General features: G+C 56.8%; 23 protein-coding genes and 1 other annotated feature. Of the genes, 17 read left to right on the top strand and 6 right to left on the bottom strand.

Annotated features, from left to right (window positions below):
- Positions 1 to 33: 33 nt before the first annotated feature.
- Together radA and nadR are read left to right on the top strand one after the other, a co-directional pair.
- A complete protein-coding gene (gene radA / locus IM317_RS12335; RefSeq protein WP_014068810.1) occupies positions 34 to 1,419 on the top strand; it encodes a DNA repair protein RadA in 1,386 nt (461 codons plus the stop codon).
- A gap of 37 nt (positions 1,420 to 1,456) precedes the next feature.
- The gene (gene nadR, locus IM317_RS12330; RefSeq protein WP_015572616.1) at positions 1,457 to 2,689 is read left to right on the top strand and encodes a multifunctional transcriptional regulator/nicotinamide-nucleotide adenylyltransferase/ribosylnicotinamide kinase NadR; all 1,233 of its coding nucleotides are present in this window, start codon (positions 1,457 to 1,459) and stop codon (positions 2,687 to 2,689) included.
- Between the two features lie 96 nt (positions 2,690 to 2,785).
- Here nadR and IM317_RS12325 read toward each other — a convergent pair whose 3' ends face one another.
- Complete coding sequence (locus IM317_RS12325; protein WP_033144582.1) at positions 2,786 to 3,787, bottom strand: zinc-binding alcohol dehydrogenase family protein; 1,002 nt, start codon at positions 3,785 to 3,787, stop codon at positions 2,786 to 2,788.
- A gap of 108 nt (positions 3,788 to 3,895) precedes the next feature.
- Between IM317_RS12325 and IM317_RS12320 the strand changes: the two genes are divergently transcribed.
- Positions 3,896 to 4,795, top strand: a complete 900-nt coding sequence (locus tag IM317_RS12320) for a LysR family transcriptional regulator (RefSeq protein WP_033144583.1) — start codon at positions 3,896 to 3,898, stop codon at positions 4,793 to 4,795.
- A 91-nt stretch (positions 4,796 to 4,886) separates the two neighbouring features.
- On the opposite strand, the gene ettA is transcribed toward IM317_RS12320, so the two are convergent.
- Entirely contained in the window at positions 4,887 to 6,554 is a 1,668-nt protein-coding gene (gene ettA / locus IM317_RS12315; protein ID WP_006810191.1) for an energy-dependent translational throttle protein EttA, read from the bottom strand.
- A 227-nt stretch (positions 6,555 to 6,781) separates the two neighbouring features.
- On the opposite strand from ettA, the gene sltY reads away from it, so the two are divergent.
- Positions 6,782 to 8,719 carry a murein transglycosylase gene (gene sltY, locus IM317_RS12310; protein ID WP_033144584.1) on the top strand — a complete coding sequence of 646 codons (1,938 nt, stop codon included), beginning with the start codon at positions 6,782 to 6,784 and terminating at the stop codon, positions 8,717 to 8,719.
- A gap of 55 nt (positions 8,720 to 8,774) precedes the next feature.
- A complete protein-coding gene (gene trpR, locus IM317_RS12305; RefSeq protein WP_023310330.1) occupies positions 8,775 to 9,104 on the top strand; it encodes a trp operon repressor in 330 nt (109 codons plus the stop codon).
- Between the two features lie 27 nt (positions 9,105 to 9,131).
- On the opposite strand, the gene yjjX is transcribed toward trpR, so the two are convergent.
- Entirely contained in the window at positions 9,132 to 9,647 is a 516-nt protein-coding gene (gene yjjX, locus IM317_RS12300; RefSeq protein WP_033144585.1) for an inosine/xanthosine triphosphatase, read from the bottom strand.
- 50 nt (positions 9,648 to 9,697) lie between these two features.
- On the opposite strand from yjjX, the gene gpmB reads away from it, so the two are divergent.
- A complete protein-coding gene (gpmB, locus tag IM317_RS12295) occupies positions 9,698 to 10,345 on the top strand; it encodes a 2,3-diphosphoglycerate-dependent phosphoglycerate mutase GpmB (RefSeq protein WP_033144586.1) in 648 nt (215 codons plus the stop codon).
- Here the strand turns inward: gpmB and robA are convergent.
- The gene (gene robA, locus IM317_RS12290) at positions 10,342 to 11,211 is read right to left on the bottom strand and encodes an MDR efflux pump AcrAB transcriptional activator RobA (protein WP_033144587.1); all 870 of its coding nucleotides are present in this window, start codon (positions 11,209 to 11,211) and stop codon (positions 10,342 to 10,344) included. The genes gpmB and robA overlap by 4 nt on opposite strands.
- A gap of 211 nt (positions 11,212 to 11,422) precedes the next feature.
- Between robA and creA the strand changes: the two genes are divergently transcribed.
- From creA to creD, 4 genes are read left to right on the top strand one after another with little or no spacing between them, the layout of a single operon-like run.
- Entirely contained in the window at positions 11,423 to 11,893 is a 471-nt protein-coding gene (creA, locus tag IM317_RS12285; RefSeq protein WP_023334448.1) for a protein CreA, read from the top strand.
- Between the two features lie 14 nt (positions 11,894 to 11,907).
- Complete coding sequence (gene creB, locus IM317_RS12280) at positions 11,908 to 12,597, top strand: two-component system response regulator CreB (protein WP_033144588.1); 690 nt, start codon at positions 11,908 to 11,910, stop codon at positions 12,595 to 12,597.
- Entirely contained in the window at positions 12,597 to 14,021 is a 1,425-nt protein-coding gene (gene creC, locus IM317_RS12275) for a two-component system sensor histidine kinase CreC (RefSeq protein WP_033144589.1), read from the top strand. Before creB ends, creC begins: the two co-directional genes overlap by 1 nt.
- 56 nt (positions 14,022 to 14,077) lie before the next feature.
- Positions 14,078 to 15,430 (top strand): cell envelope integrity protein CreD, encoded by a 1,353-nt coding sequence (creD, locus tag IM317_RS12270; protein WP_033144590.1) that lies wholly within the window; start codon positions 14,078 to 14,080, stop codon positions 15,428 to 15,430.
- A 46-nt stretch (positions 15,431 to 15,476) separates the two neighbouring features.
- On the opposite strand, the gene arcA is transcribed toward creD, so the two are convergent.
- Entirely contained in the window at positions 15,477 to 16,193 is a 717-nt protein-coding gene (gene arcA / locus IM317_RS12265; protein WP_003856501.1) for a two-component system response regulator ArcA, read from the bottom strand.
- A 95-nt stretch (positions 16,194 to 16,288) separates the two neighbouring features.
- Between arcA and yjjY the strand changes: the two genes are divergently transcribed.
- The 7 genes from yjjY to IM317_RS12230 all read left to right on the top strand — a co-directional run bounded on the left by yjjY (position 16,289) and on the right by IM317_RS12230 (position 23,118).
- Positions 16,289 to 16,429 carry a protein YjjY gene (gene yjjY, locus IM317_RS12260; RefSeq protein ID WP_085928893.1) on the top strand — a complete coding sequence of 47 codons (141 nt, stop codon included), beginning with the start codon at positions 16,289 to 16,291 and terminating at the stop codon, positions 16,427 to 16,429.
- 399 nt (positions 16,430 to 16,828) lie between these two features.
- On the top strand, positions 16,829 to 17,515 hold the full coding sequence (locus IM317_RS12255) for a tRNA/rRNA methyltransferase (protein ID WP_033144591.1): 687 nt from the start codon (positions 16,829 to 16,831) through the stop codon (positions 17,513 to 17,515).
- Positions 17,516 to 17,726: 211 nt separating this feature from the next.
- Positions 17,727 to 17,795 (top strand): thr operon leader peptide, encoded by a 69-nt coding sequence (gene thrL / locus IM317_RS12250; protein WP_015572623.1) that lies wholly within the window; start codon positions 17,727 to 17,729, stop codon positions 17,793 to 17,795.
- Positions 17,734 to 17,851 (top strand) — a sequence feature (Thr leader region). Its footprint overlaps the gene before it by 62 nt.
- 24 nt (positions 17,852 to 17,875) lie before the next feature.
- Complete coding sequence (thrA, locus tag IM317_RS12245) at positions 17,876 to 20,338, top strand: bifunctional aspartate kinase/homoserine dehydrogenase I (protein WP_033144592.1); 2,463 nt, start codon at positions 17,876 to 17,878, stop codon at positions 20,336 to 20,338.
- Between the two features lies 1 nt (position 20,339).
- Positions 20,340 to 21,269, top strand: a complete 930-nt coding sequence (thrB, locus tag IM317_RS12240) for a homoserine kinase (protein ID WP_023310337.1) — start codon at positions 20,340 to 20,342, stop codon at positions 21,267 to 21,269.
- 3 nt (positions 21,270 to 21,272) lie between these two features.
- Positions 21,273 to 22,559: a threonine synthase gene (thrC, locus tag IM317_RS12235; protein WP_033144593.1), complete on the top strand. Its 1,287-nt coding sequence runs from the start codon at positions 21,273 to 21,275 to the stop codon at positions 22,557 to 22,559.
- 256 nt (positions 22,560 to 22,815) lie between these two features.
- Positions 22,816 to 23,118 carry a DUF2502 domain-containing protein gene (locus IM317_RS12230; RefSeq protein WP_033144594.1) on the top strand — a complete coding sequence of 101 codons (303 nt, stop codon included), beginning with the start codon at positions 22,816 to 22,818 and terminating at the stop codon, positions 23,116 to 23,118.
- 32 nt (positions 23,119 to 23,150) lie between these two features.
- Here the strand turns inward: IM317_RS12230 and yaaA are convergent, their stop codons facing one another.
- Entirely contained in the window at positions 23,151 to 23,924 is a 774-nt protein-coding gene (gene yaaA / locus IM317_RS12225; protein WP_033144595.1) for a peroxide stress protein YaaA, read from the bottom strand.
- Positions 23,925 to 23,989: the final 65 nt, after the last annotated feature.

The raw sequence follows: 23,989 nt of genomic DNA, 5'->3' as shown, positions 1-23,989 counted from the left end.
CACGCAGGCCGCACAGAAATAACGAGGTAAACCGTGGCGAAAGCTCCAAAACGCGCATTTGTCTGTAATGAATGTGGTGCGGATTATCCGCGCTGGCAGGGGCAATGCAGCGCCTGTCATGCCTGGAACACCATCACCGAAGTGCGTGGTGTGGCGGCTTCGCCGAGCGTGGCGCGCAATGAGCGCCTGAGCGGCTATGCCGGTAACGCGGGCGTGGCGAAGGTGCAAAAACTTTCGGACATCAGCCTCGAAGAGCTGCCGCGCTTCTCCACCGGGTTCAAAGAGTTTGACCGCGTGCTCGGCGGCGGCGTGGTGCCGGGTAGCGCGATCCTGATCGGCGGTAACCCGGGCGCGGGTAAATCGACCCTGCTGCTGCAAACGCTCTGCAAGCTTGCCGAACAGATGAAAACCCTGTACGTCACGGGCGAAGAGTCTCTGCAGCAGGTGGCGATGCGCGCGCACCGTCTGGGCCTGCCGACCGGCAACCTGAACATGCTCTCCGAAACCAGCATCGAGCAGATCTGCATGATTGCCGAAGAAGAGCAGCCGAAGCTGATGGTGATCGACTCCATCCAGGTGATGCACATGGCGGACATTCAGTCCTCGCCGGGCAGCGTCGCGCAGGTGCGTGAAACCGCGGCTTACCTGACGCGCTTTGCCAAAACGCGCGGCGTGGCGATTGTGATGGTCGGCCACGTGACCAAAGACGGCTCGCTGGCCGGACCGAAGGTGCTTGAACACTGTATCGACTGCTCCGTGATGCTCGACGGCGACGCGGATTCCCGTTTCCGTACCCTGCGCAGCCACAAGAACCGCTTTGGGGCGGTGAATGAACTGGGCGTGTTTGCCATGACCGAACAGGGGCTGCGCGAAGTCAGCAACCCGTCGGCCATCTTCCTGAGCCGCGGCGATGAGATCACCTCCGGCAGCTCGGTGATGGTGCTGTGGGAAGGGACGCGCCCGCTGCTTGTTGAAATTCAGGCGCTGGTGGACGTGTCGATGATGGGCAACCCGCGGCGCGTGGCGGTCGGTCTGGAACAGAACCGTCTGGCGATCCTGCTGGCGGTGCTGCACCGTCACGGCGGGCTGCAGATGGCGGATCAGGACGTCTTCGTTAACGTGGTCGGCGGCGTCAAAGTCACGGAGACCAGCGCAGACCTGGCGCTGCTGCTGGCGATGGTCTCCAGCCTGCGCGACAGGCCGCTGCCGCAGGACCTGGTCGTCTTCGGCGAAGTGGGCCTCGCCGGAGAAATCCGTCCGGTACCCAGCGGCCAGGAGCGTATCTCCGAGGCGGCAAAACACGGTTTCCGCCGGGCGATCGTTCCCGCCGCCAACGTGCCGAAAAAGATCCCGGAAGGGATGCAGGTATTTGGCGTGAAAAAACTCGCTGATGCGTTAAATGTCTTTGACGACTTATAATTACGTAAATTTGATTTTGCAGGAGGCACCGTAATTTATGTCATCATTTGACTACATCAAGACCGCAATCCGCCAGAAGGGCTGCACGCTGCAGCAGGTGGCGGACGCCAGCGGCATGACCAAAGGCTACCTGAGCCAGCTGCTGAACGCCAAAATCAAAAGCCCCAGCGCGCAGAAGCTGGAAGCGCTGCACCGCTTTCTGGGGCTGGAGTTCCCGCGTATGCAAAAGAACATCGGCGTGGTGTTCGGCAAGTTTTACCCCCTGCATACCGGACATATCTATCTGATCCAGCGCGCCTGTAGCCAGGTTGACGAGCTGCACATCATCATGGGCTACGACGAAACCCGTGACCGTCAGCTGTTTGAAGACAGCGCCATGTCGCAGCAGCCGACCGTGCCGGACCGCCTGCGCTGGCTGCTCCAGACCTTTAAGTACCAGAAAAATATTCGTATTCATGCCTTTAACGAAGAGGGCATGGAGCCGTATCCGCACGGCTGGGACGTGTGGAGCAACGGCATCAAAGCGTTTATGGAAGAGAAGGGCATTGCGCCTAACTGGATCTACACCTCTGAAGAATCCGACGCGCCGCAGTTCCGCGAGCATCTGGGCATCGAGACGGTGCTGATCGACCCGAAACGCACCTTTATGAACATCAGCGGGGCGCAGATCCGCGAAAACCCGTTCCGCTACTGGGATTACATCCCGACTGAGGTGAAGCCGTTCTTCGTGCGTACCGTCGCGATCCTGGGCGGCGAGTCGAGCGGTAAATCAACGCTGGTCAACAAGCTGGCGAATATCTTCAACACCACCAGCGCGTGGGAGTACGGCCGCGATTATGTCTTCTCGCACCTTGGCGGCGACGAGATGGCGCTGCAGTATTCCGACTACGACAAAATCGCGCTCGGTCATGCCCAGTACATTGATTTTGCGGTCAAATACGCCAACAAAGTGGCGTTTATCGATACCGATTTCGTGACCACACAGGCGTTCTGTAAAAAATACGAAGGGCGCGAGCACCCGTTCGTGCAGGCGCTGATTGACGAATACCGCTTTGACCTGGTGATCCTACTGGAAAACAACACCCCATGGGTGGCCGACGGCATGCGCAGTCTCGGCAGCTCCGTGGACAGGCGAGAGTTTCAGACCATGCTGGTGGAGATGCTCAACGAAAACAACGTTGAGTTTGTCCATGTGGAAGAGTCTGACTACGACTCCCGTTTCCTGCGCTGCGTCGAGCTGGTGAAGGAGATGATGGGGGAGCAGGGGTAAAAACTTACCCCTCACCCTAACCCTCTCCCACAGGGAGAGGGGACTTTAACCTCCCTCTCCCTGTGGGAGAGGGCCGGGGTGAGGGCATCAAGCCACTCAGAACTCAATCACCACTTTCCCACGCATATGTCCCTCCAGCACTTTACGGTGCGCCTCGGTAATGCTTTCCACGCTCAGCCCGTGCAGCGTTTCGCTGAGCGAACTTTCCACCACGCCGTTATCCACCAGTTTTGCCACCTCATTGAGGATCTCCCCCTGACGCGCTATATCCGCGGTCTGGTACATGCTGCGGGTGTACATAAACTCCCAGTGCAGGGCGGCGGATTTGGACTTCAGCTTGTCCTGGTTCAGCGGATGTTCATTTTCAACGATGGAACAGATATGCCCCTGCGGCGCAATCAGTTCGCTGACCGCATCCCAGTGCCCGTCGGTGTCGTTGAGGATGAAAATGTAATCCACAAAGGTGAGCCCCTGTTTCGCCAGCTCGCCTTTCAGATCGCGGTAGTTGACGACAATATCAGCCCCGCGATCGCGGCACCACCGGGCGGAATCTTCTCGTGAAGCGGTTGCGACGATCTTCACCTTGCTGTTGTGCTTCGCAAAGGGGATCGCCAGCGATCCCACGCCGCCCGCGCCGCCGATGATCAGCAGCGTTTTGTCCGCCCCGGCATCCTGAATGTTCAGGCGTTCAAACAGACCTTCCCACGCGGTGAGCGCGGTCAACGGCAGTGCAGCGGCAGCCGCCCAGCCGAGGCTGGCAGGCTTGTGGCCGACTATGCGTGCATCAATCAGCTGGTGCGTGGCGTTGCTGCCCGGGCGGGTGATGTCGCCCGCGTACCAGACCTCGTCACCCGGTTTGAATCCGGTCACGCCAGCCCCCACGGCTTTGACGATCCCGCTGGCGTCCCACCCGAGAATACGCGGCTCGCTCAGCCCGTTTTTAGCAATGCCCGCGTGGACTTTGGTATCGACCGGGTTAACGGAGACGGCCTTCACCTCCACCAGCAGATCGTGCTCGCCGGGCTGCGGCATTGGCGGGGTGATTTCAATGAAGGTGGACGGATTTTCTGGGTTAACGGCAATAGCTTTAACAGACATGGTGTGCTCCTCAATGGCATGCGTTTTGTTGAGGCTAGTCTATAAAGTGGTCAGCTGCGTGATAAGATGGACAATCAAGAACTCAGCGTTCGTACAGGGTGAACAATCATGTTTAAGCAGCTGCAGGATATGGCGCTGTTCGCGCTGGTGGCGGAGATGGGCAGCTTTACCGCGGCGGCGCAGAAGGCGGACCTGCCAAAATCCAGCGTTAGCCAGCGAATTAGCCAGCTGGAGCAGCAGGTGGGTATCCGCCTTCTGAACCGCACCACGCGCAGGATCAGCCTCACGTTTGCGGGCGAGCACTATCTGGTGCACTGTCGCGAGATGCTGGCGGCCAGCGAGCGGGCCGAGTACGCCATTCAGCGGCTGCGCGAAAACCCGAGCGGGCGGCTGCGGATCACCTGTCCGGCGGGGATTGGGGCGACGCTGCTGGCGCACATGAATGCCGAGTTTCAGCTTCGCTATCCTGACGTGTCGCTGGATGTGTCGATCTCTGATGACGTGGTGGATCTGGTCGAGGCCGGTTTTGACGTAGCGCTGCGTACCGGCAAGCCGCAGGACTCCTCCCTGATTGGCCGGATGATCGGGCACTGCCCGCGCTACATGCTGGCCTCGCCGGACTATCTGGCGCGTCGGGAGCCGCTGACGCATCCCCGTCAGCTGGTGGAGCACCGCTGCATTACGCACCGGGCGTGGTCGGAGTGGCTTCTGCGAAGCGAGAGCGAGGATTACCGCTACCTGCCGGATAACGCGCACATGACCGATAATCTGGTCTACGCCCGCGAATGTGCAATTTCCGGTGCGGGGATCACGCTGCTTCCCGCCTTCCTGGTAGAAGATAAAATTGAAAAAGGGGCGCTGGTTCAGGTGCTGCCGGAGTGGAATGTTGAAGGTAACGATCTGTGGCTGGCCTACCCAAGCCGCAAGCTGAATTCGCCTGCGCTGATGAGCTATATCGACTTTGCGATGCAGTTTGACGAGGTGAAGCGGTATTACGTGGGTGGGTGATTTTGTGCGGCCTGATGCCCTCACCCTGGCCCTCTCCCACGGGGAGAGGGTACAAACATAAAAAACGGCAACCGAGGTTGCCGTTTTGCTTTTATTTCGCGATACGCTTGTACTTAATACGCTTCGGCTCCAGCGCGTCGGCGCCCAGCGTGCGTTTCTTGTACTCTTCGTATTCGGTGAAGTTACCTTCGAAGAACTCCACCTTACCTTCGTCCTGATAGTCCAGGATGTGGGTCGCGATACGGTCCAGGAACCAGCGGTCGTGCGAGATAACCATCGCACAGCCCGGGAACTCCAGCAGGGCGTTTTCCAGCGCGCGCAGGGTTTCGATATCCAGGTCGTTTGTTGGTTCATCGAGCAGCAGAACGTTACCGCCCACCTGCAGCAGCTTCGCCAGGTGCAGACGACCGCGCTCACCGCCGGACAGCTCGCCCACGCGTTTGCCCTGGTCGGTGCCTTTGAAGTTAAAGCGGCCAACATAGGCGCGGCTTGGCATCTCGGTGTTGCCGATACGCATGATATCCAGACCGCCGGAGACTTCTTCCCACACGGTTTTGCTGTTATCCATTGCGTCACGGAACTGGTCAACGGAGGCCAGCTTCACGGTTTCACCCAGGGTGATAGAGCCGCTGTCAGGCTGTTCCTGACCGGACATCATGCGGAACAGGGTGGATTTACCCGCGCCGTTCGGACCGATGATACCAACGATAGCGCCTTTCGGTACGGAGAAGGTCAGGTCGTCGATCAGCAGACGGTCGCCGTAGGACTTACGCAGGTTGGTCACTTCAACCACTTTATCCCCCAGACGTGCTCCAGGTGGAATAAACAGTTCGTTGGTTTCGTTACGTTTCTGGTATTCGGTGTTGTTCAGCTCTTCGAAGCGTGCCAGACGGGCTTTGCCCTTAGACTGACGGCCTTTCGCGCCCTGACGCACCCACTCTAGCTCTTTCTCGATAGACTTACGACGCGCCGCTTCCTGAGAAGCTTCCTGCGCCAGACGCTGATCTTTCTGCTCCAGCCAGGAAGAGTAGTTGCCTTCCCACGGAATGCCTTCACCGCGGTCCAGCTCCAGGATCCAGCCAGCGACGTTGTCGAGGAAGTAACGGTCGTGGGTAATCGCCACAACGGTGCCTTCGAAGTCGTGCAGGAAGCGCTCCAGCCACGCCACGGATTCTGCATCCAGGTGGTTAGTCGGTTCGTCGAGCAGCAGCATGTCTGGTTTTTCCAGCAGCAGGCGGCACAGCGCCACGCGGCGGCGTTCACCCCCGGAGAGGTTCGCGATTTTCGCATCCCAGTCCGGCAGACGCAGGGCATCAGCCGCGCGCTCCAGCTGCACGTTCAGGTTGTGACCGTCGTGCGCCTGGATGATCTCTTCATACTTGCCCTGCTGCGCGGCCAGCTTGTCGAAGTCCGCATCCGGCTCAGCGTATTTGGCATACACTTCATCCAGACCTTTCAGCGCGTTAACCACTTCGGATACCGCTTCTTCAACGGATTCGCGAACGGTGTGTTCCGGGTTCAGCTGAGGTTCCTGCGGCAGGTAACCAATCTTGATGCCAGGCTGCGGACGGGCTTCACCTTCGATGTCTGTATCAATGCCGGCCATGATGCGCAGCAGGGTGGACTTACCGGCACCGTTGAGACCCAGAACACCGATTTTTGCGCCCGGGAAGAAGCTCAGCGAGATATTTTTAAGAATATGACGTTTCGGCGGGACAACTTTGCCGACACGATGCATGGTATAAACGAATTGAGCCACGTTGGACTTCGCCTCTTTTATCGTAATGAGAAGGAATTTCAGCCTCGAAGTGTAGCCTTTTTCACGTCCTAATCCCAGCCAGGAACGTCGGGAGTGTTAAAACGCGCAAGAAAGGTAAAAAAGTGTCCATGACGTGGCGCGTTGAAGAATGCCTGGTTAGCATAAGTTAATTAGACTTTGACGTGGCAAGACGCTGCAATTGACGAAAAAACAATGAGGAAGAGCTTGTGGAAAAAGCCAAACGGGTGGTCTGGCGTCTGCTGGCTGCCAGCGTATGCGTAATGGCGGTAAGCCAGGCGGTGCATGCCGATTCACTGGATGAACAACGTAACCGATACGCCCAGATTAAACAGGCGTGGGACAACAAGCAGATGGATACCGTGCAGGCGCTGATGCCGACGCTAAAGGATTATCCGCTGTATCCGTATCTGGAGTATCGCCAGATAACCGACGATCTGATGAACCAGCCTACCGTCACCGTGAATAACTTCATTCAGGCGAACCCAACCCTGCCGCCAGCCCGAAATCTCCAGTCTCGTTTTGTGAATGAGCTGGCGCGTCGCGAAGACTGGCGCGGACTGCTGGCGTTTAGCCCGGAAAAGCCGAACGCCACCGAAGCCCAGTGTAACTATTACTACGCAAAATGGGCGACCGGCCAGCAGGAAGAGGCCTGGGCCGGAGCGAAAGAGCTCTGGCTGACCGGAAAAAACCAGCCGAACGCCTGTGATTCTCTGTTTAGCGCGTGGCGTGCTTCCGGCAAGCAGGATCCGCTCTCCTACCTTGAACGCATCCGTCTGGCGATGAAAGCCGGTAACACGCGTCTGGTGACCACGCTGGCGGGGCAGATGCCGTCCGATTACCAGACGATCTCCACGGCGGTTATCTCGCTGGCTAACGATCCAAACAGCGTCCTGACCTTTGCCCGCAGTACGGGCGCGACCGATTTTACCCGCCAGATGGCGGCGGTGGCCTTTGCCAGCGTGGCGCGTGACGATGTGGAAAACGCGCGGCTGATGATCCCGCAGCTGGTGCAGGCGCAGCAGCTCAATGAGGAGCAAACCCAGGAGCTGCGCGACATCGTGGCGTGGCGACTGATGGGCACCGATGTGACCGATGAACAGGCGCGCTGGCGTGACGATGCCATTATGCGTTCGAACTCCACGTCGCTGGTGGAACGCCGCGTGCGCATGGCGCTGGGCACGGGCGATCGCCGTGGGCTGAATACCTGGCTCGCGCGGTTGCCTATGGAGGCCAAAGAGAAAGACGAATGGCGCTACTGGCAGGCCGATCTGCTGATGGAGCGCGGTCGTGATGATGAGGCCAAAGAGATCCTCCATTCGCTGATGCAGCAGCGCGGGTTTTACCCAATGGCTGCCGCGCAGCGTCTGGGCGAAGAATACACTTTCCGTATAGATAAAGCGCCCGCTAACGCGAACCCGGCACTGACGCAGGGGCCAGAAATGGCGCGCGTTCGCGAGCTGATGTACTGGAATATGGATAACACCGCGCGCAGCGAGTGGGCGAATCTGGTGACCAGCCGCACCACCGATGAGAAAGCCCAGCTTGCCCGCTATGCGTTTGATAATCACTGGTGGGATCTCAGCGTGCAGGCGACGATCGCCGGCAAGCTTTGGGACCATCTGGAAGAGCGTTTCCCGCTGGCGTACAAAGATCTGTTCGATCGCTACACCAGCGGCAAAGATATCCCGCAAAGCTACGCGATGGCGATTGCCCGTCAGGAGAGCGCGTGGAACCCGAAAGTCCGTTCCCCGGTGGGCGCCAGCGGCCTGATGCAGATCATGCCGGGCACGGCGACGCACACGGTGAAGATGTTTAATATTCCGGGGTACAGCAGTCCGTCGCAGCTTCTGGATCCGGATACCAACATCAACATCGGTACCAGCTATCTCCAGTACGTGTATCAGCAGTTCGGCAATAACCGCATCTTCTCTTCTGCGGCGTATAACGCGGGTCCTGGGCGCGTGCGCACCTGGCTCGGCAACAGCGCCGGACGCATCGACGCGTTAGCGTTTGTGGAGAGCATCCCGTTCTCGGAAACGCGCGGCTACGTGAAGAACGTGCTGGCCTATGACGCTTACTATCGCTACTTCATGGGGCAGAAAGATACCCTGATGAGCGATGCCGAGTGGCAGAGACGTTACTGATCGGCGTGGGTTGTGTTATGCTGTACTCGCTAAAGAGTACAAGAGGCAGCATAACATGACCCAGCATTCCCCGTATTCCTCGGCAATGGCCGAACAACGTCATCTGGAGTGGCTTCGTTTTGTGGAGCTGCTGCGTCAGTCTTACGAACAGGATCTGCATTTACCCCTTATGCAGCTGATGCTCACGCCGGACGAGCGTGAGGCGCTGGGCACACGCGTGCGGATCATTGAAGAGCTGCTGCGCGGAGAGATGAGCCAGCGCGAGCTGAAAAATGAGCTCGGCGCGGGTATTGCAACGATCACCCGCGGCTCGAACAGCCTGAAGTCGGCCCCGGTTGAGCTGCGCCAGTGGCTGGAAGCGGTATTGCTGAAAAACGCCGGATGACGGCTTTGCCTTATCCGGCCAAAAAACTTACCGATAAATCGCGTTATGGAACGGGCTTAAGGCCAGAATCACGGCCTGATGATAAACGCCTGAACGCGTCAGCGCGCCTGCGGTAAAGACGCCAATCGCCCCTTCTTTACGGCCAATCTCATCGATGCCGGTGTACTGCGATATCACCGGCCCGAGCGCTTCACCCGCACGGACTTTTTCCAGAATGATCTCCGGCAGCGGCAGGGTGGCCGAACGTGCTTCACCGCGCTGCTCGCGGCTTTCGATGACCACCCAGCTAAAGGTTGCGCCTTCGTCGATACCTGCTTCAATCGCTACCCAAAAGTCAGCATTCGGTGCCGCGGCCTTAGCGTTTGCCACGCGATTTCGTGCGCCAGCGCGCGTTTCCTCGCTGCCAAACGGCTGTTCAGGTACGCCACTCTCGACGCCGATGGCCTCAATATGGCAGGATCCTGCGCCGAAGATCTCGTCAAATGCCCTTAGAATTGCCTGAATTTTGGCAGGATTAGTGGTAGCAGAGACAACATGGTGCATAATTAAGCTCGATTCAAAAAAAACTCATCGCAGTATAACGGAAAAAAAGCATGTTACAGGTATACCTTGTTCGCCACGGTGAAACGCAGTGGAACGCCGAGCGACGTATTCAAGGCCAGTCAGACAGTCCTCTCACTGAGAAGGGTGTGCAGCAAGCGTGGCAGGTGGCGGAACGCGCCAGAACGCTGGGCATTACCCACGTGATCACCAGCGATTTAGGTCGCACACAGCAGACGGCGCGCATCATCGCAGATGCCTGCGGCTGTGACGTCATGCTGGAGCCGCGCCTGCGCGAGCTGGATATGGGCGTGCTGGAGAAACGCCATATCTATACGCTGACGGAAGCGGAGGAGGGCTGGCGCCGCACGCTGGTGAACGGTACCGAAGATGGCCGCATTCCCGAAGGCGAATCCATGCAGGAGCTTAGCGTACGCATGCATGCCGCCCTGGCGGAGTGCCTGAAGCTGCCGGCGGGAAGCCGTCCGCTGCTGGTGAGTCACGGGATTGCGTTGGGTTGCCTGGTGAGCACCATTCTGGGGTTACCGGCTTACGCTGAGCGCCGTTTGCGCCTGCGCAACTGCTCCATTTCCCGGATTGATTATCAGGAAAGCGCGTGGCTGGCGTCGGGCTGGGTAGTAGAGATGGCAGGGGACATTTCGCATCTTGATGCCCCTGCGCTTGACGAACTGCAGCGTTAACGACGTATCGGAATCAAGAATTCCATACGCAGATTGATTGGGCCTTCTTCCGGTTTGGCATCCTGCGCCGGGTAGTAGCGCTCAATGTCCTGACCTTTACGGCGATTCAGATTCAGCATCGGCATGCAGGTTCCGTAAACGGTCAGGATAAACTCCTGAACCCCCGTTCCCAGCCCTTCATAGGCGAACATCACGTATTCGCCTCCTTCCAGCACGACTGGCTTCGAACCCTGAATATACCCATTGGCCATCTCTGGCGTCAGCGCGGTGGTGTAGAACACCTCCTGCTCGTCGTCTTTTTCCTGGCTTGGGTGCGTTTCGTTGAGGCCATACAGGATTGGCGGGATCGTCGGTGCGTGGCTCAGGAAGTCGCGCCAGAACTGGACGCGCATCTGATGACGGAACTCTGAAATCTGCTCCAGTGAACAGGAGTAGCTCTGTGTCGTGCCGATCAGATGGGTTTCAGGCAACGTGACAATTTCGTATTTCGGCATTGCGAATTCGCCCAGACGCAGCGGCGGACGCATGCCAAACGAGCTCCAGTCAGGCGAGCGACGATAAAGCGCTGGCGTCAACGAGAACTGTTTTTTGAAGGCGCGGGTGAAGGTCTGCTGTGAATCGAAACGATATTGCAGGGCAATATCCAGAATAGGCCGCGCGGTCAGGCGCAATGCCACAGCAGATTTTGATAAACGACGTGCGCGAATATAGGCCCCGATAGCATGACCGGTGACATCCTTGAACATCCTTTGCAGATGCCACTTGGAATAGCCTGCTTTAGCCGCCACATTATCCAGTGACAAAGGCTGGTCGAGATGACCTTCCAGCCAGGTGAGCAGGTCGCGAATAATTCCAGCCTGATCCATATACTATCCTCATCCTTAAAACAGCAGGTGCCTGATAACAGGTTAGCGGATAATAGCATTTTTTGATGTTTTAGCATTCAGTGTTTTTTTTGCGCATTCATGCTTTTTAGAGCACATTACAGGCAGATATATTCTAATCCTGTGATCTTGCTACATTTTTGTCTAAAGTGTTGAATAATCGCTCAGTGTAATTTTAAAGAATGGTAACAATATGAAATACAAGACTTTGATCTTCACCGCGTTGATGCTGATGGTTGGGCGCGTGGCGCAGGCAGAACAGATTGGCTCCGTCGATACCGTGTTCAAAATGTTCGGCCCGGACCACAAAATCGTGGTGGAGGCGTTTGACGATCCGGACGTGAAAAACGTCACCTGCTACGTCAGCCGCGCGAAAACGGGTGGTATCAAAGGCGGGCTGGGACTGGCGGAAGATACCTCCGATGCGGCGATTTCCTGTCAGCAGGTGGGGCCGGTTGAGTTGAGCGATAAAATTAAAAACGGCAAAGCGCAGGGCGACGTGGTGTTCCAGAAACGGACCTCGCTGGTGTTCAAAAAGCTGCAGGTGGTGCGTTTCTATGATGCCAAACGCAACACCCTGGCTTACCTCGCCTACTCTGACAAAGTGGTGGAAGGCTCGCCGAAAAACGCGATCAGCGCGGTGCCGATTATGCCGTGGCATTAATTCAGGGATGAATCATGCAACAACCTGTGGTCTGGCTGGTTGAAGACGAAACCAGTATCGCCGATACGCTGATCTACATGCTTCAGCAGGAAGGATTCGCGGTAAAGGCGTTTGAACGCGGTTTACCCGTGCTGGAGGCGGCGCGGCGGCAGGTTCCGGCGCTCGCCATTCTGGACGTCGGGCTGCCGGACATCAGTGGATTTGAGCTTTGCCGCCAGCTGCTGGCGCAGCATCCCTCACTGCCCGTGCTGTTTCTGACGGCGCGCAGTGATGAGGTAGACAAGCTGCTTGGCCTGGAAATGGGGGCTGACGACTATGTTGCGAAACCTTTCTCACCCCGTGAAGTCTGCGCCCGGGTGCGGACGATTTTACGGCGCATGCAGAAATCCGCCGCACCATCAGCAACGTTGCGTATCGGGCAGTTTGAACTGAACGAGCCTGCCGCGCGAATCAGCTGGTGCGGGGAAGCACTGCCCCTGACCCGCTACGAATTCTTGCTGCTCAAAACCTTGTTGCAGGCCCCCGGGCGGGTCTTTTCTCGTCAGCAGCTCATGGACAAGGTGTGGGGTGAAGACGGCGACAGCTTCGATCGTACCGTGGACACCCACATCAAAACCCTGCGCGCCAAGCTGCGGGCTGTGAACGAGGAACTCTCACCCATCAGCACCCATCGCGGTATGGGCTACAGTCTGGGCCTTTACTGATGCGCATTGGGATGCGGCTATTGCTGGGGTACTTCCTGATCGTGGCCATCGCCGCGTGGTTTGTGCTGTCGATCTTTGTTCAGGAAGTAAAGCCCGGCGTGCGCAGGGCAACCGAGGGCACGTTAATCGATACCGCGACCCTGCTGGCTGAAATTGGGCGTGATGATTTGCTTTCGGGCCATGCGCAGCAGGGTAAACTGGCGCAGGCCTTTTCTCAGCTTCATCAGCGCCCTTTCCGCGCCAATATCGGCGGGATTCATAAAGTGCGTAACGAGTACCACGTCTACATGACCGATGCGCAGGGCAGAGTGGTATTTGATTCCGCCGGTCTGGCCGTGGGGCAAGATTACTCGCGCTGGAACGATGTCTGGCTGACGCTTCGCGGTGAATACGGCGCGCGCAGTACCCAGAGCCATCCCGACGATCCGGAGAGCACGGTGATGTATGTTGCCGCGCCGGTTGTGGAGCAGGGCAAGATTATCGGCGTGGTGTCGGTCGGGAAACCTAACAGCGCGATGGCACCGGTTATCCATCGCAGCGAGCGGCGGATCCTGTGGGCAGGCGGGGCGCTGCTCGGCATTGCCCTGCTGATTGGCCTCGTTGTGGCGTGGTGGATCAATCGATCTATCGCGACGTTATCGCGCTATGCCGACTCGGTGACCACGGATACGCCTCTCCCGCTGCCTAATCCTGGCAGTAGCGAACTGCACAAGCTGGCATTGGCGCTGGAGAGTATGCGCATTCGCCTGGAAGGGAAAAACTACATTGAACACTATGTCCATGCGCTGACCCACGAGCTGAAAAGCCCCATCGCCGCCATACGCGGCGCGGCGGAAATTCTCTCCGAGCAGCCGCCGCCGCAGGTGGCCGCGCGGTTTATCGATAATATTCTGGTGCAAAACGCACGTATGCAGTCGCTGGTTGAAAAACTGCTCACTCAGTCGCGTCTTGAAAATCGGGTCGAAATTACGCCTCAGATCGTCCGTGTCGACCTGCTGTTTACGCGTCTTGCCGACGCGCGCTCGGCGCTGTTGGCAGCAAAAGAGATTGTACTGACCCTTCAGCCCGCTTCGATTCATGTTGAAGGCGATCCCGACCTGCTCGAACAGGCACTCGGTAATTTACTGGATAACGCTATCGATTTTACGCCGCAGGGCGGCGCCATTGAACTGGCGGCCCGGGAAGTGCAGGGGCAGATACAGCTGATCGTCACCGACAGCGGAAGCGGGATCCCGGATTACGCGCTGGATCGTATTTTTGAGCGCTTTTATTCTCTGCCGCGGGAGAACGGATTGAAGAGCAGCGGGCTCGGGCTGGCGTTTGTTCAGGAGGTGGCGCGTCTGCATCAGGGAGAGATTACATTGCGTAATCGTGATGAAGGTGGCGTGATGGCCACGCTGATACTTCACCGTCCCTTCACATAACTTCAAACTAACCCCACACGGCCTGGTTACGCTCTCCTCATCACAAAGGAGACGTAATGATGAAATCCCCACTGTTCTGGAAAATTAGCACCCTGCTGGGGTGCATCCTGCTGCTGTTAGTTCCGCTTTTTATGGTCAGTAACCTGATATCAGAGCGGGAGAGCTACCACAATGATGTCGAAAATACGCTTCGCCAGAGTACCAGCGGACCGCAAAAACTGGTCGGCCCGATGATTGCGATTCCGATGACGGAGATCTTTTATAAGATAGAGGATGAGAAGAAGGTCGAATACAAGAAAAGCTACATGCATTTCATTCTGCCGGAATCTCTGGTTGTTGAAGGGAACCAGCGCGTTGAGTCGAGAAATATTGGTATCTATGACGGGCAGATCTGGAACACGGACCTGAAGATAAAAGCGCAGTTTAATACCGAAGAGCTGAAGCAGTTGAAAGGGGAAACGATCGCGACAGGGCAGCCGTTTATCGTGACGGGCGTTGGCGACGCGCGGGGTATTGGCACGGTTAGTATCTCTAAAATCAATGGTGAGACCCTAAGCGTGGAACCCGGTTCAGGCGTCTACGGTGCGCTTGCTGGGATCCATATCCTGCTGACCGACAAAGCGCTGGAAGCCAAAACGTTTGCGCTTGAGATGTCCCTCAGCCTGGCGGGAACTGGCAGTTTTGCGGTGGTACCGGTAGGGCGTAATAGCGAGATGACGCTCAACAGCAACTGGCCGCATCCGGGCTTTATGGGCGATTATCTCCCTGTTAAGCATCAGATAGGCGAGTCTGGTTTCCAGGCGAACTGGCAGAGCAGCTGGTTTGCAAATAACCTTGAGAGCTGGTTCTACGGCAAGGAGTCGCCGGAGTGGGAGGCGCTCCCGGCCTTTAGCGTGACGGTAGCGACGCCAGCCGACCAGTATCAATTGACCGACCGGGCAATTAAATACGCTATTTTGCTGATTGCGCTGACGTTTATGGCTTTCTTTGTCTTCGAAACCTTAACCGGATTACGCCTTCATCCGATGCAGTATCTGCTGGTGGGGCTGTCGCTGGTCCTGTTCTATCTGGTGTTGCTGGCGCTGTCTGAACACGTCGGGTTTACGCCAGCCTGGGTTGTTGCAAGCCTGGTTGGCGCAGCGATGAACGGAATGTACCTGCAGGCCGTGCTGAAAAGCTGGAAACGCAGCGGGCTGTTTGTGCTGGCACTACTCGGACTGGATGTCGTGATGTGGTTCCTGCTGCGCTCGGAGGACAGCGCATTGCTACTGGGCTCTGCTGTTCTTGCCCTGGCGCTGTTCGCGGTGATGTACCTGACCCGGCATTTCGACTGGTACTCGCTCTCTCAGCCGAAGCGACCAGAGCCACCCGCAGCACCTGATAACGATACGATGCGGATCTGGAAATAAAAAAAACGGCGCAAATGCGCCGTTTTTTAATGCGTTAACTGCGGGATTACTCCTGCAGATCGCCGCAGAAACGATAGCCTTCGCCGTGGATCGTGGCGATGATTTCCGGCGTATCTGGCGTAGATTCGAAATGCTTACGAATACGACGAATGGTCACGTCTACGGTACGGTCGTGCGGTTTCAGCTCACGGCCGGTCATTTTCTTCAGCAGCTCTGCACGGGACTGAATTTTGCCCGGGTTTTCGCAGAAGTGCAGCATCGCGCGGAATTCACTGCGCGGCAGTTTATACTGCTCACCGTTCGGGCTAATCAGCGAACGGCTATTGATATCAAGTTCCCAGCCGTTGAATTTGTAGCTGTCTACGCTACGACGCTCTTCGCTGACCGTACCCAGGTTCATGGTGCGGGACAGCAGGTTGCGTGCACGAATGGTTAACTCGCGAGGATTGAACGGCTTGGTGATGTAGTCATCCGCACCGATTTCCAGGCCAAGAATTTTATCAACTTCGTTATCACGGCCCGTCAGGAACATTAACGCGACGTTCGCCTGCTCGCGCAGTTCGCGCGCCAGAAGAAGACCGTTTTTGCCCGGCAGGTTAATATCCATGATCACCAGGTTGATATCATTTTCAGAAAGGATCTGATGCATCTCTGCGCCATCGGTCGCTTCAAAGACATCGTAGCCTTCTGCTTCGAAAATGCTCTTTAACGTGTTGCGTGTTACCAACTCGTCTTCAACGATAAGAATGTGCGGGGTCTGCATGTTTGCTACCTAAATTGCCAACTAAATCGAAACAGGAAGTACAAAAGTCCCTGACCTGCCTGATGCATGTCGCAAATTAACATGATCGGCTTAACGTGACTAAAGTACGTAATTGCGTTCTTGATGCACTTTCCATCAACGTCAACAACATCATTAGCTTGGTCTTGGGTACTTTCCCTTTGGACCCGACAGTGTCAAAAACGGCTGTCATCCTAACCATTTTAACAGCAACATAACAGGCTAAGTGACACCAGACACCCAATAAAACTACGCTTCGTTGACATATATCAAGTTCAATTGTAGCACGTTAACAGTTTGATGAAATCATCGTAGCGGAATGCTAGCCTTTGTCACAATTTTTCAATAAACCAACTAGTTGCGGACATTGATTTATAAACGAAGCGAATCCAATCAGAATAGGGTATTCATGTCGCTATTATCATTATAAAACATGGGGATAATAGTGTTCTGTTAACATTCTAACTGATTGTTCAGACAAGGAATAGTTTAGCGTTTTTAATTTGTTATGAAACGCTATTTCGGTGATTTGTGTTGCATTTTTGTAAATTCGCGCCGCGTAATATGTTGAAGTGCATCACATTTTTGCCCGCTAACTGATTAAAAAGAGAGCATAAATGCATCTGTCGATTGTACTGGTTGCCCCAGCCAGAGCCGAAAATATAGGCGCTGCCGCGCGCGCCATGAAGACCATGGGATTCACCGATTTACGTATCGTGGACAGCGCTGCCCACCTGGAGCCTGCGGCTCGTTGGGTAGCGCACGGATCGGGCGATATCCTCGATAATATAACCACTTACGCGACGCTTGCTGATGCGCTGCACGACATTTCGTTTACCGTTGCGACCACCGCGCGCAGCCGGGCGAAGTTCCATTACTATGCCACGCCAGCGGAGCTGGTGCCGATGCTGAGCGAGAAAAGCCAGTGGCTGGATAAAGCCGCGCTGGTGTTTGGTCGCGAAGATTCCGGATTAACCAACGAAGAGCTGGAGCTGGCGGACGTTCTTACCGGTGCGCCGATGGTCGCCGATTATCCCTCCCTGAATTTAGGCCAGGCGGTCATGGTCTATTGCTATCAATTAGCCTCCCTAATACAAATCCCTCAACCTCCGGCAGAAGGGGCAAATGAAAATCAGCTGGCTGCCCTGCGCGCTCGCGTTGAGCAACTGTTGTCTCAGCTGGGTGTGGCGGACGATCAAAAAATGGCTGACTGGTTGCAGCAGCGTTTGGGGCGTCTTGAGCAGCGGGACACCGCAATGCTGCACCGTTTGCTGCACGATATTGAAAAAAAATTGGCGGAATAAAATCCTGTCATAAGTTTTTACTATGGTGAATAAGTCTGTACTGATGGGTTGCACTTGGGCGAATCGGATGAAAATAAATCTGCAAACAGCGGGACGTGAGAGTCTCCTGAATTGTGATCAAATTAAAAATTCGTTGACTTAAGGTGCCCGATCCTTTAACCCTAAAAGAATACAGGACAGACAGATAATAATGACAGAGTACACAACATCCATGAAACGCATCAGCATCACCACCATTACTACAACCATCATCATTACCACAGGTAACGATGCGGGCTGACGCGTACAGGAAAAACAAAAAAAAGCCCGCACCTGAACAGTGCGGGCTTTTTTTTCGGCTAAAGGAAACGAGGTAGAACCATGCGAGTGTTGAAGTTCGGCGGTACATCAGTGGCAAATGCAGAACGTTTTCTGCGTGTTGCCGATATCCTGGAAAGCAACGCCAGGCAGGGGCAGGTTGCTACCGTGCTCTCTGCCCCGGCAAAAATCACGAACCATCTGGTGGCGATGATTGAAAAAACCATCGGTGGCCAGGATGCACTCCCGAACATCTGCGACGCAGAGCGTATCTTCGCTGACTTGCTGCAAGGGCTGGCAGAGGCGCTGCCAGGCTTCCCACACGCTCAGCTGAAGTCCTTCGTTGAGCAGGAATTCGCACAAATCAAACACGTCCTGCACGGCATCAGCCTTCTCGGCCAGTGCCCGGACAGCGTCAACGCGGCGCTGATCTGCCGGGGCGAAAAACTCTCTATCGCCATCATGGCCGGCGTGCTGGAAGCGCGCGGACATAGCGTGACCGTGATCGACCCGGTTGAAAAACTGCTGGCGGTGGGCCACTACCTCGAATCCACCGTTGATATTGCCGAATCAACCCGCCGTATCGCCGCGAGCAAAATTCCTTCTGACCATATGATCCTGATGGCAGGCTTCACCGCCGGTAACGAGAAGGGCGAGCTGGTAGTGCTGGGCCGTAACGGCTCCGACTACTCCGCCGCCGTGCTGGCCGCCTGTTTACGCGCGGACTGTTGTGAAATATGGACTGACGTCGACGGCGTTTATACCTGTGACCCGCGCCAGGTACCCGATGCCAGACTGCTGAAATCGATGTCGTACCAGGAAGCGATGGAGCTTTCCTACTTCGGCGCCAAAGTGCTTCACCCTCGTACCATCTCCCCGATTGCCCAGTTCCAGATCCCTTGCCTGATTAAAAACACCGGTAACCCGCAGGCGCCGGGTACGCTGATTGGCGCGAGTACCGATGAAGACGGTCTGCCGGTCAAAGGCATCTCCAACCTGAACAACATGGCGATGTTCAGCGTCTCCGGCCCGGGGATGAAGGGGATGGTCGGCATGGCGGCGCGCGTCTTTGCGGCTATGTCCCGCAACGGTATCTCGGTGGTGCTGATTACCCAGTCTTCTTCCGAATACAGCATCAGCTTCTGCGTGCCGCAGGCTGACTGCCTGCGCGCCCGTCGCGCGCTGGAGGAGGAATTCTATCTGGAACTCAAAGAAGAGCTGCTGGAGCCGCTCGCCATTCAGGAACGCCTGGCGATTATCTCCGTGGTCGGCGACGGCATGCGCACGCTGCGTGGTATTTCCGCCAAGTTCTTTGCCGCGCTGGCGCGCGCCAATATCAATATCGTGGCGATTGCCCAGGGCTCGTCAGAGCGTTCAATTTCTGTTGTCGTGGACAACGATGACGCGACCACCGGCGTACGCGTGGTTCACCAGATGCTGTTCAACACCGACCAGGTTATCGAACTGTTCCTGATTGGCGTCGGCGGCGTGGGCGGCGCGCTGCTGGAGCAGGTGAAGCGTCAGCAGGAGTGGCTGAAGAAGAAACATATCGATCTGCGCGTCTGCGGGATTGCCAACTCCAGAGCGTTGCTCACTAATGTTCACGGTCTGAACCTGGAGAACTGGCAGGCCGAGATGAACGAGGCGAAAGAGCCGTTCAACCTGGGCCGCCTGATCCGCCTGGTGAAAGAGTATCATCTGCTTAACCCGGTGATTGTCGACTGTACCTCGAACCAGGCGGTGGCCGACCAGTACGCCGACTTCCTGCGCGAAGGGTTCCACGTGGTGACGCCGAACAAAAAGGCCAACACCTCGTCGATGGATTACTATCACCAGCTGCGTCTGGCGGCGAGCAAGTCGCGCCGCAAGTTCCTGTACGACACCAACGTGGGCGCGGGCCTGCCGGTTATCGAGAACCTGCAGAACCTGCTGAACGCGGGCGACGAACTGCAGCGTTTCTCCGGCATTCTCTCCGGCTCGCTGTCGTTTATCTTCGGCAAGCTGGATGAGGGGATGAGTCTCTCGGAAGCGACCCGCGCCGCGCGCGAGCTGGGCTATACCGAGCCGGATCCGCGTGACGATCTCTCTGGTATGGACGTGGCGCGTAAGCTGCTGATTCTGGCACGTGAAACGGGCCGTGAGCTTGAGCTTTCCGATATCGTGATAGAACCCGTGCTGCCAGCAGAATTTGACAGCAGCGGTGATGTCGCTGCATTCATGGCAAATTTGCCGCAGCTTGACGATGCTTTTGCCGCGCGCGTTGCGAAAGCCCGTGATGAAGGTAAGGTATTGCGCTATGTTGGCAACATTGAAGAAGATGGCGTGTGCCGGGTGAAGATTGCCGAAGTGGATGGCAACGACCCGCTGTACAAAGTTAAAAACGGCGAAAACGCCCTCGCGTTTTACAGCCACTATTATCAGCCATTGCCGCTGGTGCTTCGCGGCTATGGCGCAGGGAACGATGTTACGGCGGCGGGTGTGTTTGCCGATCTGCTGCGTACCCTGTCATGGAAGTTAGGAGTTTAACATGGTCAAAGTTTATGCCCCGGCTTCCAGCGCGAATATGAGCGTCGGATTTGACGTGCTGGGTGCGGCGGTGACGCCGGTGGATGGTTCGCTGCTGGGCGATACGGTCACGGTGGAAGCGGCAGACAGTTTCAGCCTGAATAACGTGGGCCGCTTCGCCAGCAAACTGCCGTCCGACCCGCGCGAGAATATCGTCTATCAGTGCTGGGAACGCTTCTGTCAGGAGATCGGCAAAAACGTGCCGGTTGCCATGACGCTGGAAAAAAGTATGCCGATTGGCTCGGGGCTGGGTTCCAGCGCTTGTTCGGTGGTCGCCGCGCTGGTGGCGATGAACGAGCACTGCGGCAAGCCGCTGAACAACAACCGCCTGCTGGGGTTGATGGGCGAGCTGGAAGGGCGCATCTCCGGCAGCATTCACTATGACAACGTGGCGCCGTGCTTCCTCGGCGGCATGCAGCTGATGATCGAAGAAAATGGCATCATCAGCCAGCAGGTGCCAGGGTTTGATGAGTGGCTGTGGGTGCTGGCCTATCCGGGCATTAAGGTCTCTACCGCGGAAGCGCGTGCGATCCTGCCCGCGCAGTATCGTCGCCAGGACTGTATCGCCCACGGGCGTCATCTGGCGGGCTTTATTCACGCCTGCTACACCCGTCAGCCGCAGCTGGCGGCGAAGCTGATGAAGGACGTCATTGCTGAGCCGTACCGCACGAAGCTGCTGCCTGGCTTTAACGAGGCGCGACAGGCATCGATGGATATCGGCGCGCAGGCGTGCGGCATCTCCGGCTCCGGCCCGACGCTGTTCGCCCTGTGCGACAAGCCTGACACCGCGCAGCGCGTGGCGGACTGGCTCTCTAAACACTACCTGCAAAATCAGGAAGGCTTTGTTCATATTTGCCGTCTGGACACGGCTGGCGCACGAGTACTGGGATAATTAATGAAACTCTATAACCTTAAAGATCATAACGAGCAGGTCAGCTTCGCGCAGGCGGTAACTCAGGGACTGGGCAAAAATCAGGGGCTGTTCTTCCCGCATGACCTGCCGGAATTCCAGCTGACCGAGATCGACGAGCTGCTGAAGAAGGACTTCGTCACCCGCAGCACCAAAATTCTGTCTGCGTTTATCGGCGACGAAATTCCGCAGGAGCTTCTGGAAGAGCGCGTGCGTGCGGCGTTCGCTTTCCCGGCGCCGGTGAAGCAGGTTGAGCCTGACGTTGGCTGCCTGGAGCTGTTCCACGGTCCGACCCTGGCGTTTAAAGACTTCGGCGGCCGCTTTATGGCGCAGATGCTGACCCACATCAGCGGCGACAAACCGGTGACCATCCTGACCGCGACCTCCGGCGATACCGGTGCGGCGGTGGCGCATGCCTTCTACGGCCTGAAAAATGTCCGCGTAGTGATCCTCTATCCGAAAGGCAAAATCAGCCCGCTGCAGGAAAAACTGTTCTGTACGCTCGGCGGCAACATTGAAACCGTGGCGATCGACGGTGATTTCGATGCCTGCCAGGCGCTGGTCAAGCAGGCTTTCGACGACGAAGAGCTGAAGGTGGCCCTGGGTCTGAACTCTGCCAACTCCATCAACATCAGCCGTCTGCTGGCGCAGATCTGCTACTACTTCGAAGCGGTGGCGCAGCTGCCGCAGGAAGCGCGCAACCAGCTGGTGATCTCCGTGCCGAGCGGTAACTTCGGTGACCTGACGGCGGGCCTGCTGGCGAAATCCCTGGGTCTGCCGGTCAAACGCTTTATCGCGGCGACCAACGCCAACGACACCGTGCCGCGCTTCCTGAAAGACGGGAAGTGGGCGCCGAACGCCACGCAGGCGACGCTCTCCAACGCGATGGATGTGTCACAGCCGAACAACTGGCCGCGCGTGGAAGAGCTGTTCCGCCGTAAGATCTGGCGTCTGGGTGACCTGGGCTACGCCGCGGTGGCGGATGAAACCACCAAAGAAACCATGCGCGAGCTGAAGGCGGTGGGGTATACCTCTGAACCGCACGCGGCGATTGCCTACCGCGCGCTGCGCGACCAGCTTAACCCGGGTGAATATGGCCTGTTCCTGGGCACCGCGCATCCGGCGAAGTTCAAAGAGAGCGTGGAAGCGATCCTGGGCGAAACGCTGCCGCTGCCGAAAGAGCTGGCCGAGCGCGCCGACCTGCCGCTGCTGTCACATGAGCTGCCCGCGGATTTTGCCGCGCTGCGTAAGCTGATGATGACGCGCGCGTGATTGTGTTGCCCGGTGGCGACTACGCCTTACCGGGCCTACAACGACCACGACGACCTGATCGTAGGCCGGGTAAGGCGAAGCCGCCACCCGGCTTTTTTGTGGAGAAATTAAGGAGAGAAAAAGCAGGAAAAAAGCAGAAATTCCCAATAAATGCGGTCACTTAGCGTTTAGGATTGCAGAGAATAACATCCCCCGTTCCCCTCGCGTACTCTCCTTACATCGGCCCACGTTGGGCAAGAAGAATAAGGAGTCACCTGTGTCTACACTGAAACCTGCACTCATCGCGCTTTCACTGGTGCTGGCCGCCCCCATGGCGGTTCAGGCATCTGAAATTACCCTCGTACCGGCGGTCAAACTGCAGATTGGCGACCAGGATAACAACGGTCATTACTGGGACGGCGGCCGCTGGCGCGACCACGACTGGTGGAAGGCGCATTATGACTGGCGTGATAACCACTGGCGTCCACATGATGAGCATCGTAAACACGACGATCGTCACGATGACCATCACCACGATGACCGCCGCGACGATCGCGGCCCGGACTGGAAACGCCATTAATGCAAAACCCCGCCAGCTGGCGGGGTTTGTTTTTATTGCTCGTGGCGCTTAAACACCAGCTCGCCTTTCCCTGACGATGCTTCGTCAAAGAAATAGCCTTCGCTGTTAAATTGGGTTAACTGCTCCGGCTTCGTCAGGCGGTTCTGGATGATGTAGCGGCTCATCAGGCCTCGCGCTTTCTTGGCGTAAAAGCTGATCACTTTGAACTTACCGTTCTTCTCGTCGAGGAATACCGGTTTGATAATCTCCGCATCCAGCTTTTTCGGCTTCACCGACTTGTAGTATTCGTCGGATGCCAGGTTAATCACCACGTTATCGCCCTGAGCGTGCAGCGCCGCGTTCAGCTTGTCGGTAATGATATCGCCCCAGAAATGGTACAGGTCTTTGCCTTTGGCATTTTCCAGGCGAATCCCCATCTCCAGACGATACGGCTGCATCAGATCCAGCGGGCGCAGTACGCCGTACAGACCCGACAGCATGCGCAGATGCTGCTGCGCAAAATCGAAATCGGCTTCGCTAAAATCTTCCGCCTGCAGGCCGGTGTAGACATCACCTTTAAACGCCAGAATCGCCTGGCGAGCGTTCGCCGGGGTGAAATCCGGGTGCCACTCGTGAAAGCGGGTCGCGTTAAGATCGGCCAGCTTGTCGCTGATGCTCATCAGCGAGGCGATTTGCGGCGCAGAGAGCTTACGCGCTTCGCGGATCAGCTGTTGCGAGTAGTCCAGCAGTTCAGGCTGGGTATAGCGCTCGGTGGCGAGCGGGCTCTGGTAGTCGAGCGTTTTTGCAGGTGAAATCAGAATCAGCATATCCAGTCCTTGCAGGAAATTTAGAGCGACTTTAGCAAAAAATCGCCCTGAATTGATCGATAGCT

Source organism: Enterobacter cloacae complex sp. S3 (assembly GCF_014930495.1).
In the GTDB taxonomy this organism is placed as follows: Bacteria; Pseudomonadota; Gammaproteobacteria; order Enterobacterales; family Enterobacteriaceae; genus Enterobacter; species Enterobacter asburiae_B.
Note: the sequence above shows the minus strand (reverse complement) of the source record. Positions and strands in the feature narration are given on the sequence as shown.

Excerpts from the sequence above, each read along its gene's own strand:
- thrB (WP_023310337.1), top strand. The coding sequence starts at position 20,340 with ATGGTCAAAGTTTATGCCCCGGCTTCCAGCGCGAATATGAGCGTCGGA.
- creC (WP_033144589.1), top strand. The coding sequence starts at position 12,597 with ATGCGCATTGGGATGCGGCTATTGCTGGGGTACTTCCTGATCGTGGCC.
- creB (WP_033144588.1), top strand. The coding sequence starts at position 11,908 with ATGCAACAACCTGTGGTCTGGCTGGTTGAAGACGAAACCAGTATCGCC.
- IM317_RS12255 (WP_033144591.1), top strand. The coding sequence starts at position 16,829 with ATGCATCTGTCGATTGTACTGGTTGCCCCAGCCAGAGCCGAAAATATA.
- trpR (WP_023310330.1), top strand. The coding sequence starts at position 8,775 with ATGACCCAGCATTCCCCGTATTCCTCGGCAATGGCCGAACAACGTCAT.
- IM317_RS12320 (WP_033144583.1), top strand. The coding sequence starts at position 3,896 with ATGTTTAAGCAGCTGCAGGATATGGCGCTGTTCGCGCTGGTGGCGGAG.
- creD (WP_033144590.1), top strand. The coding sequence starts at position 14,078 with ATGATGAAATCCCCACTGTTCTGGAAAATTAGCACCCTGCTGGGGTGC.
- nadR (WP_015572616.1), top strand. The coding sequence starts at position 1,457 with ATGTCATCATTTGACTACATCAAGACCGCAATCCGCCAGAAGGGCTGC.
- gpmB (WP_033144586.1), top strand. The coding sequence starts at position 9,698 with ATGTTACAGGTATACCTTGTTCGCCACGGTGAAACGCAGTGGAACGCC.
- robA (WP_033144587.1), bottom strand. The coding sequence starts at position 11,211 with ATGGATCAGGCTGGAATTATTCGCGACCTGCTCACCTGGCTGGAAGGT.
- IM317_RS12325 (WP_033144582.1), bottom strand. The coding sequence starts at position 3,787 with ATGTCTGTTAAAGCTATTGCCGTTAACCCAGAAAATCCGTCCACCTTC.
- creA (WP_023334448.1), top strand. The coding sequence starts at position 11,423 with ATGAAATACAAGACTTTGATCTTCACCGCGTTGATGCTGATGGTTGGG.
- thrA (WP_033144592.1), top strand. The coding sequence starts at position 17,876 with ATGCGAGTGTTGAAGTTCGGCGGTACATCAGTGGCAAATGCAGAACGT.
- yjjX (WP_033144585.1), bottom strand. The coding sequence starts at position 9,647 with ATGCACCATGTTGTCTCTGCTACCACTAATCCTGCCAAAATTCAGGCA.
- arcA (WP_003856501.1), bottom strand. The coding sequence starts at position 16,193 with ATGCAGACCCCGCACATTCTTATCGTTGAAGACGAGTTGGTAACACGC.
- yaaA (WP_033144595.1), bottom strand. The coding sequence starts at position 23,924 with ATGCTGATTCTGATTTCACCTGCAAAAACGCTCGACTACCAGAGCCCG.
- thrC (WP_033144593.1), top strand. The coding sequence starts at position 21,273 with ATGAAACTCTATAACCTTAAAGATCATAACGAGCAGGTCAGCTTCGCG.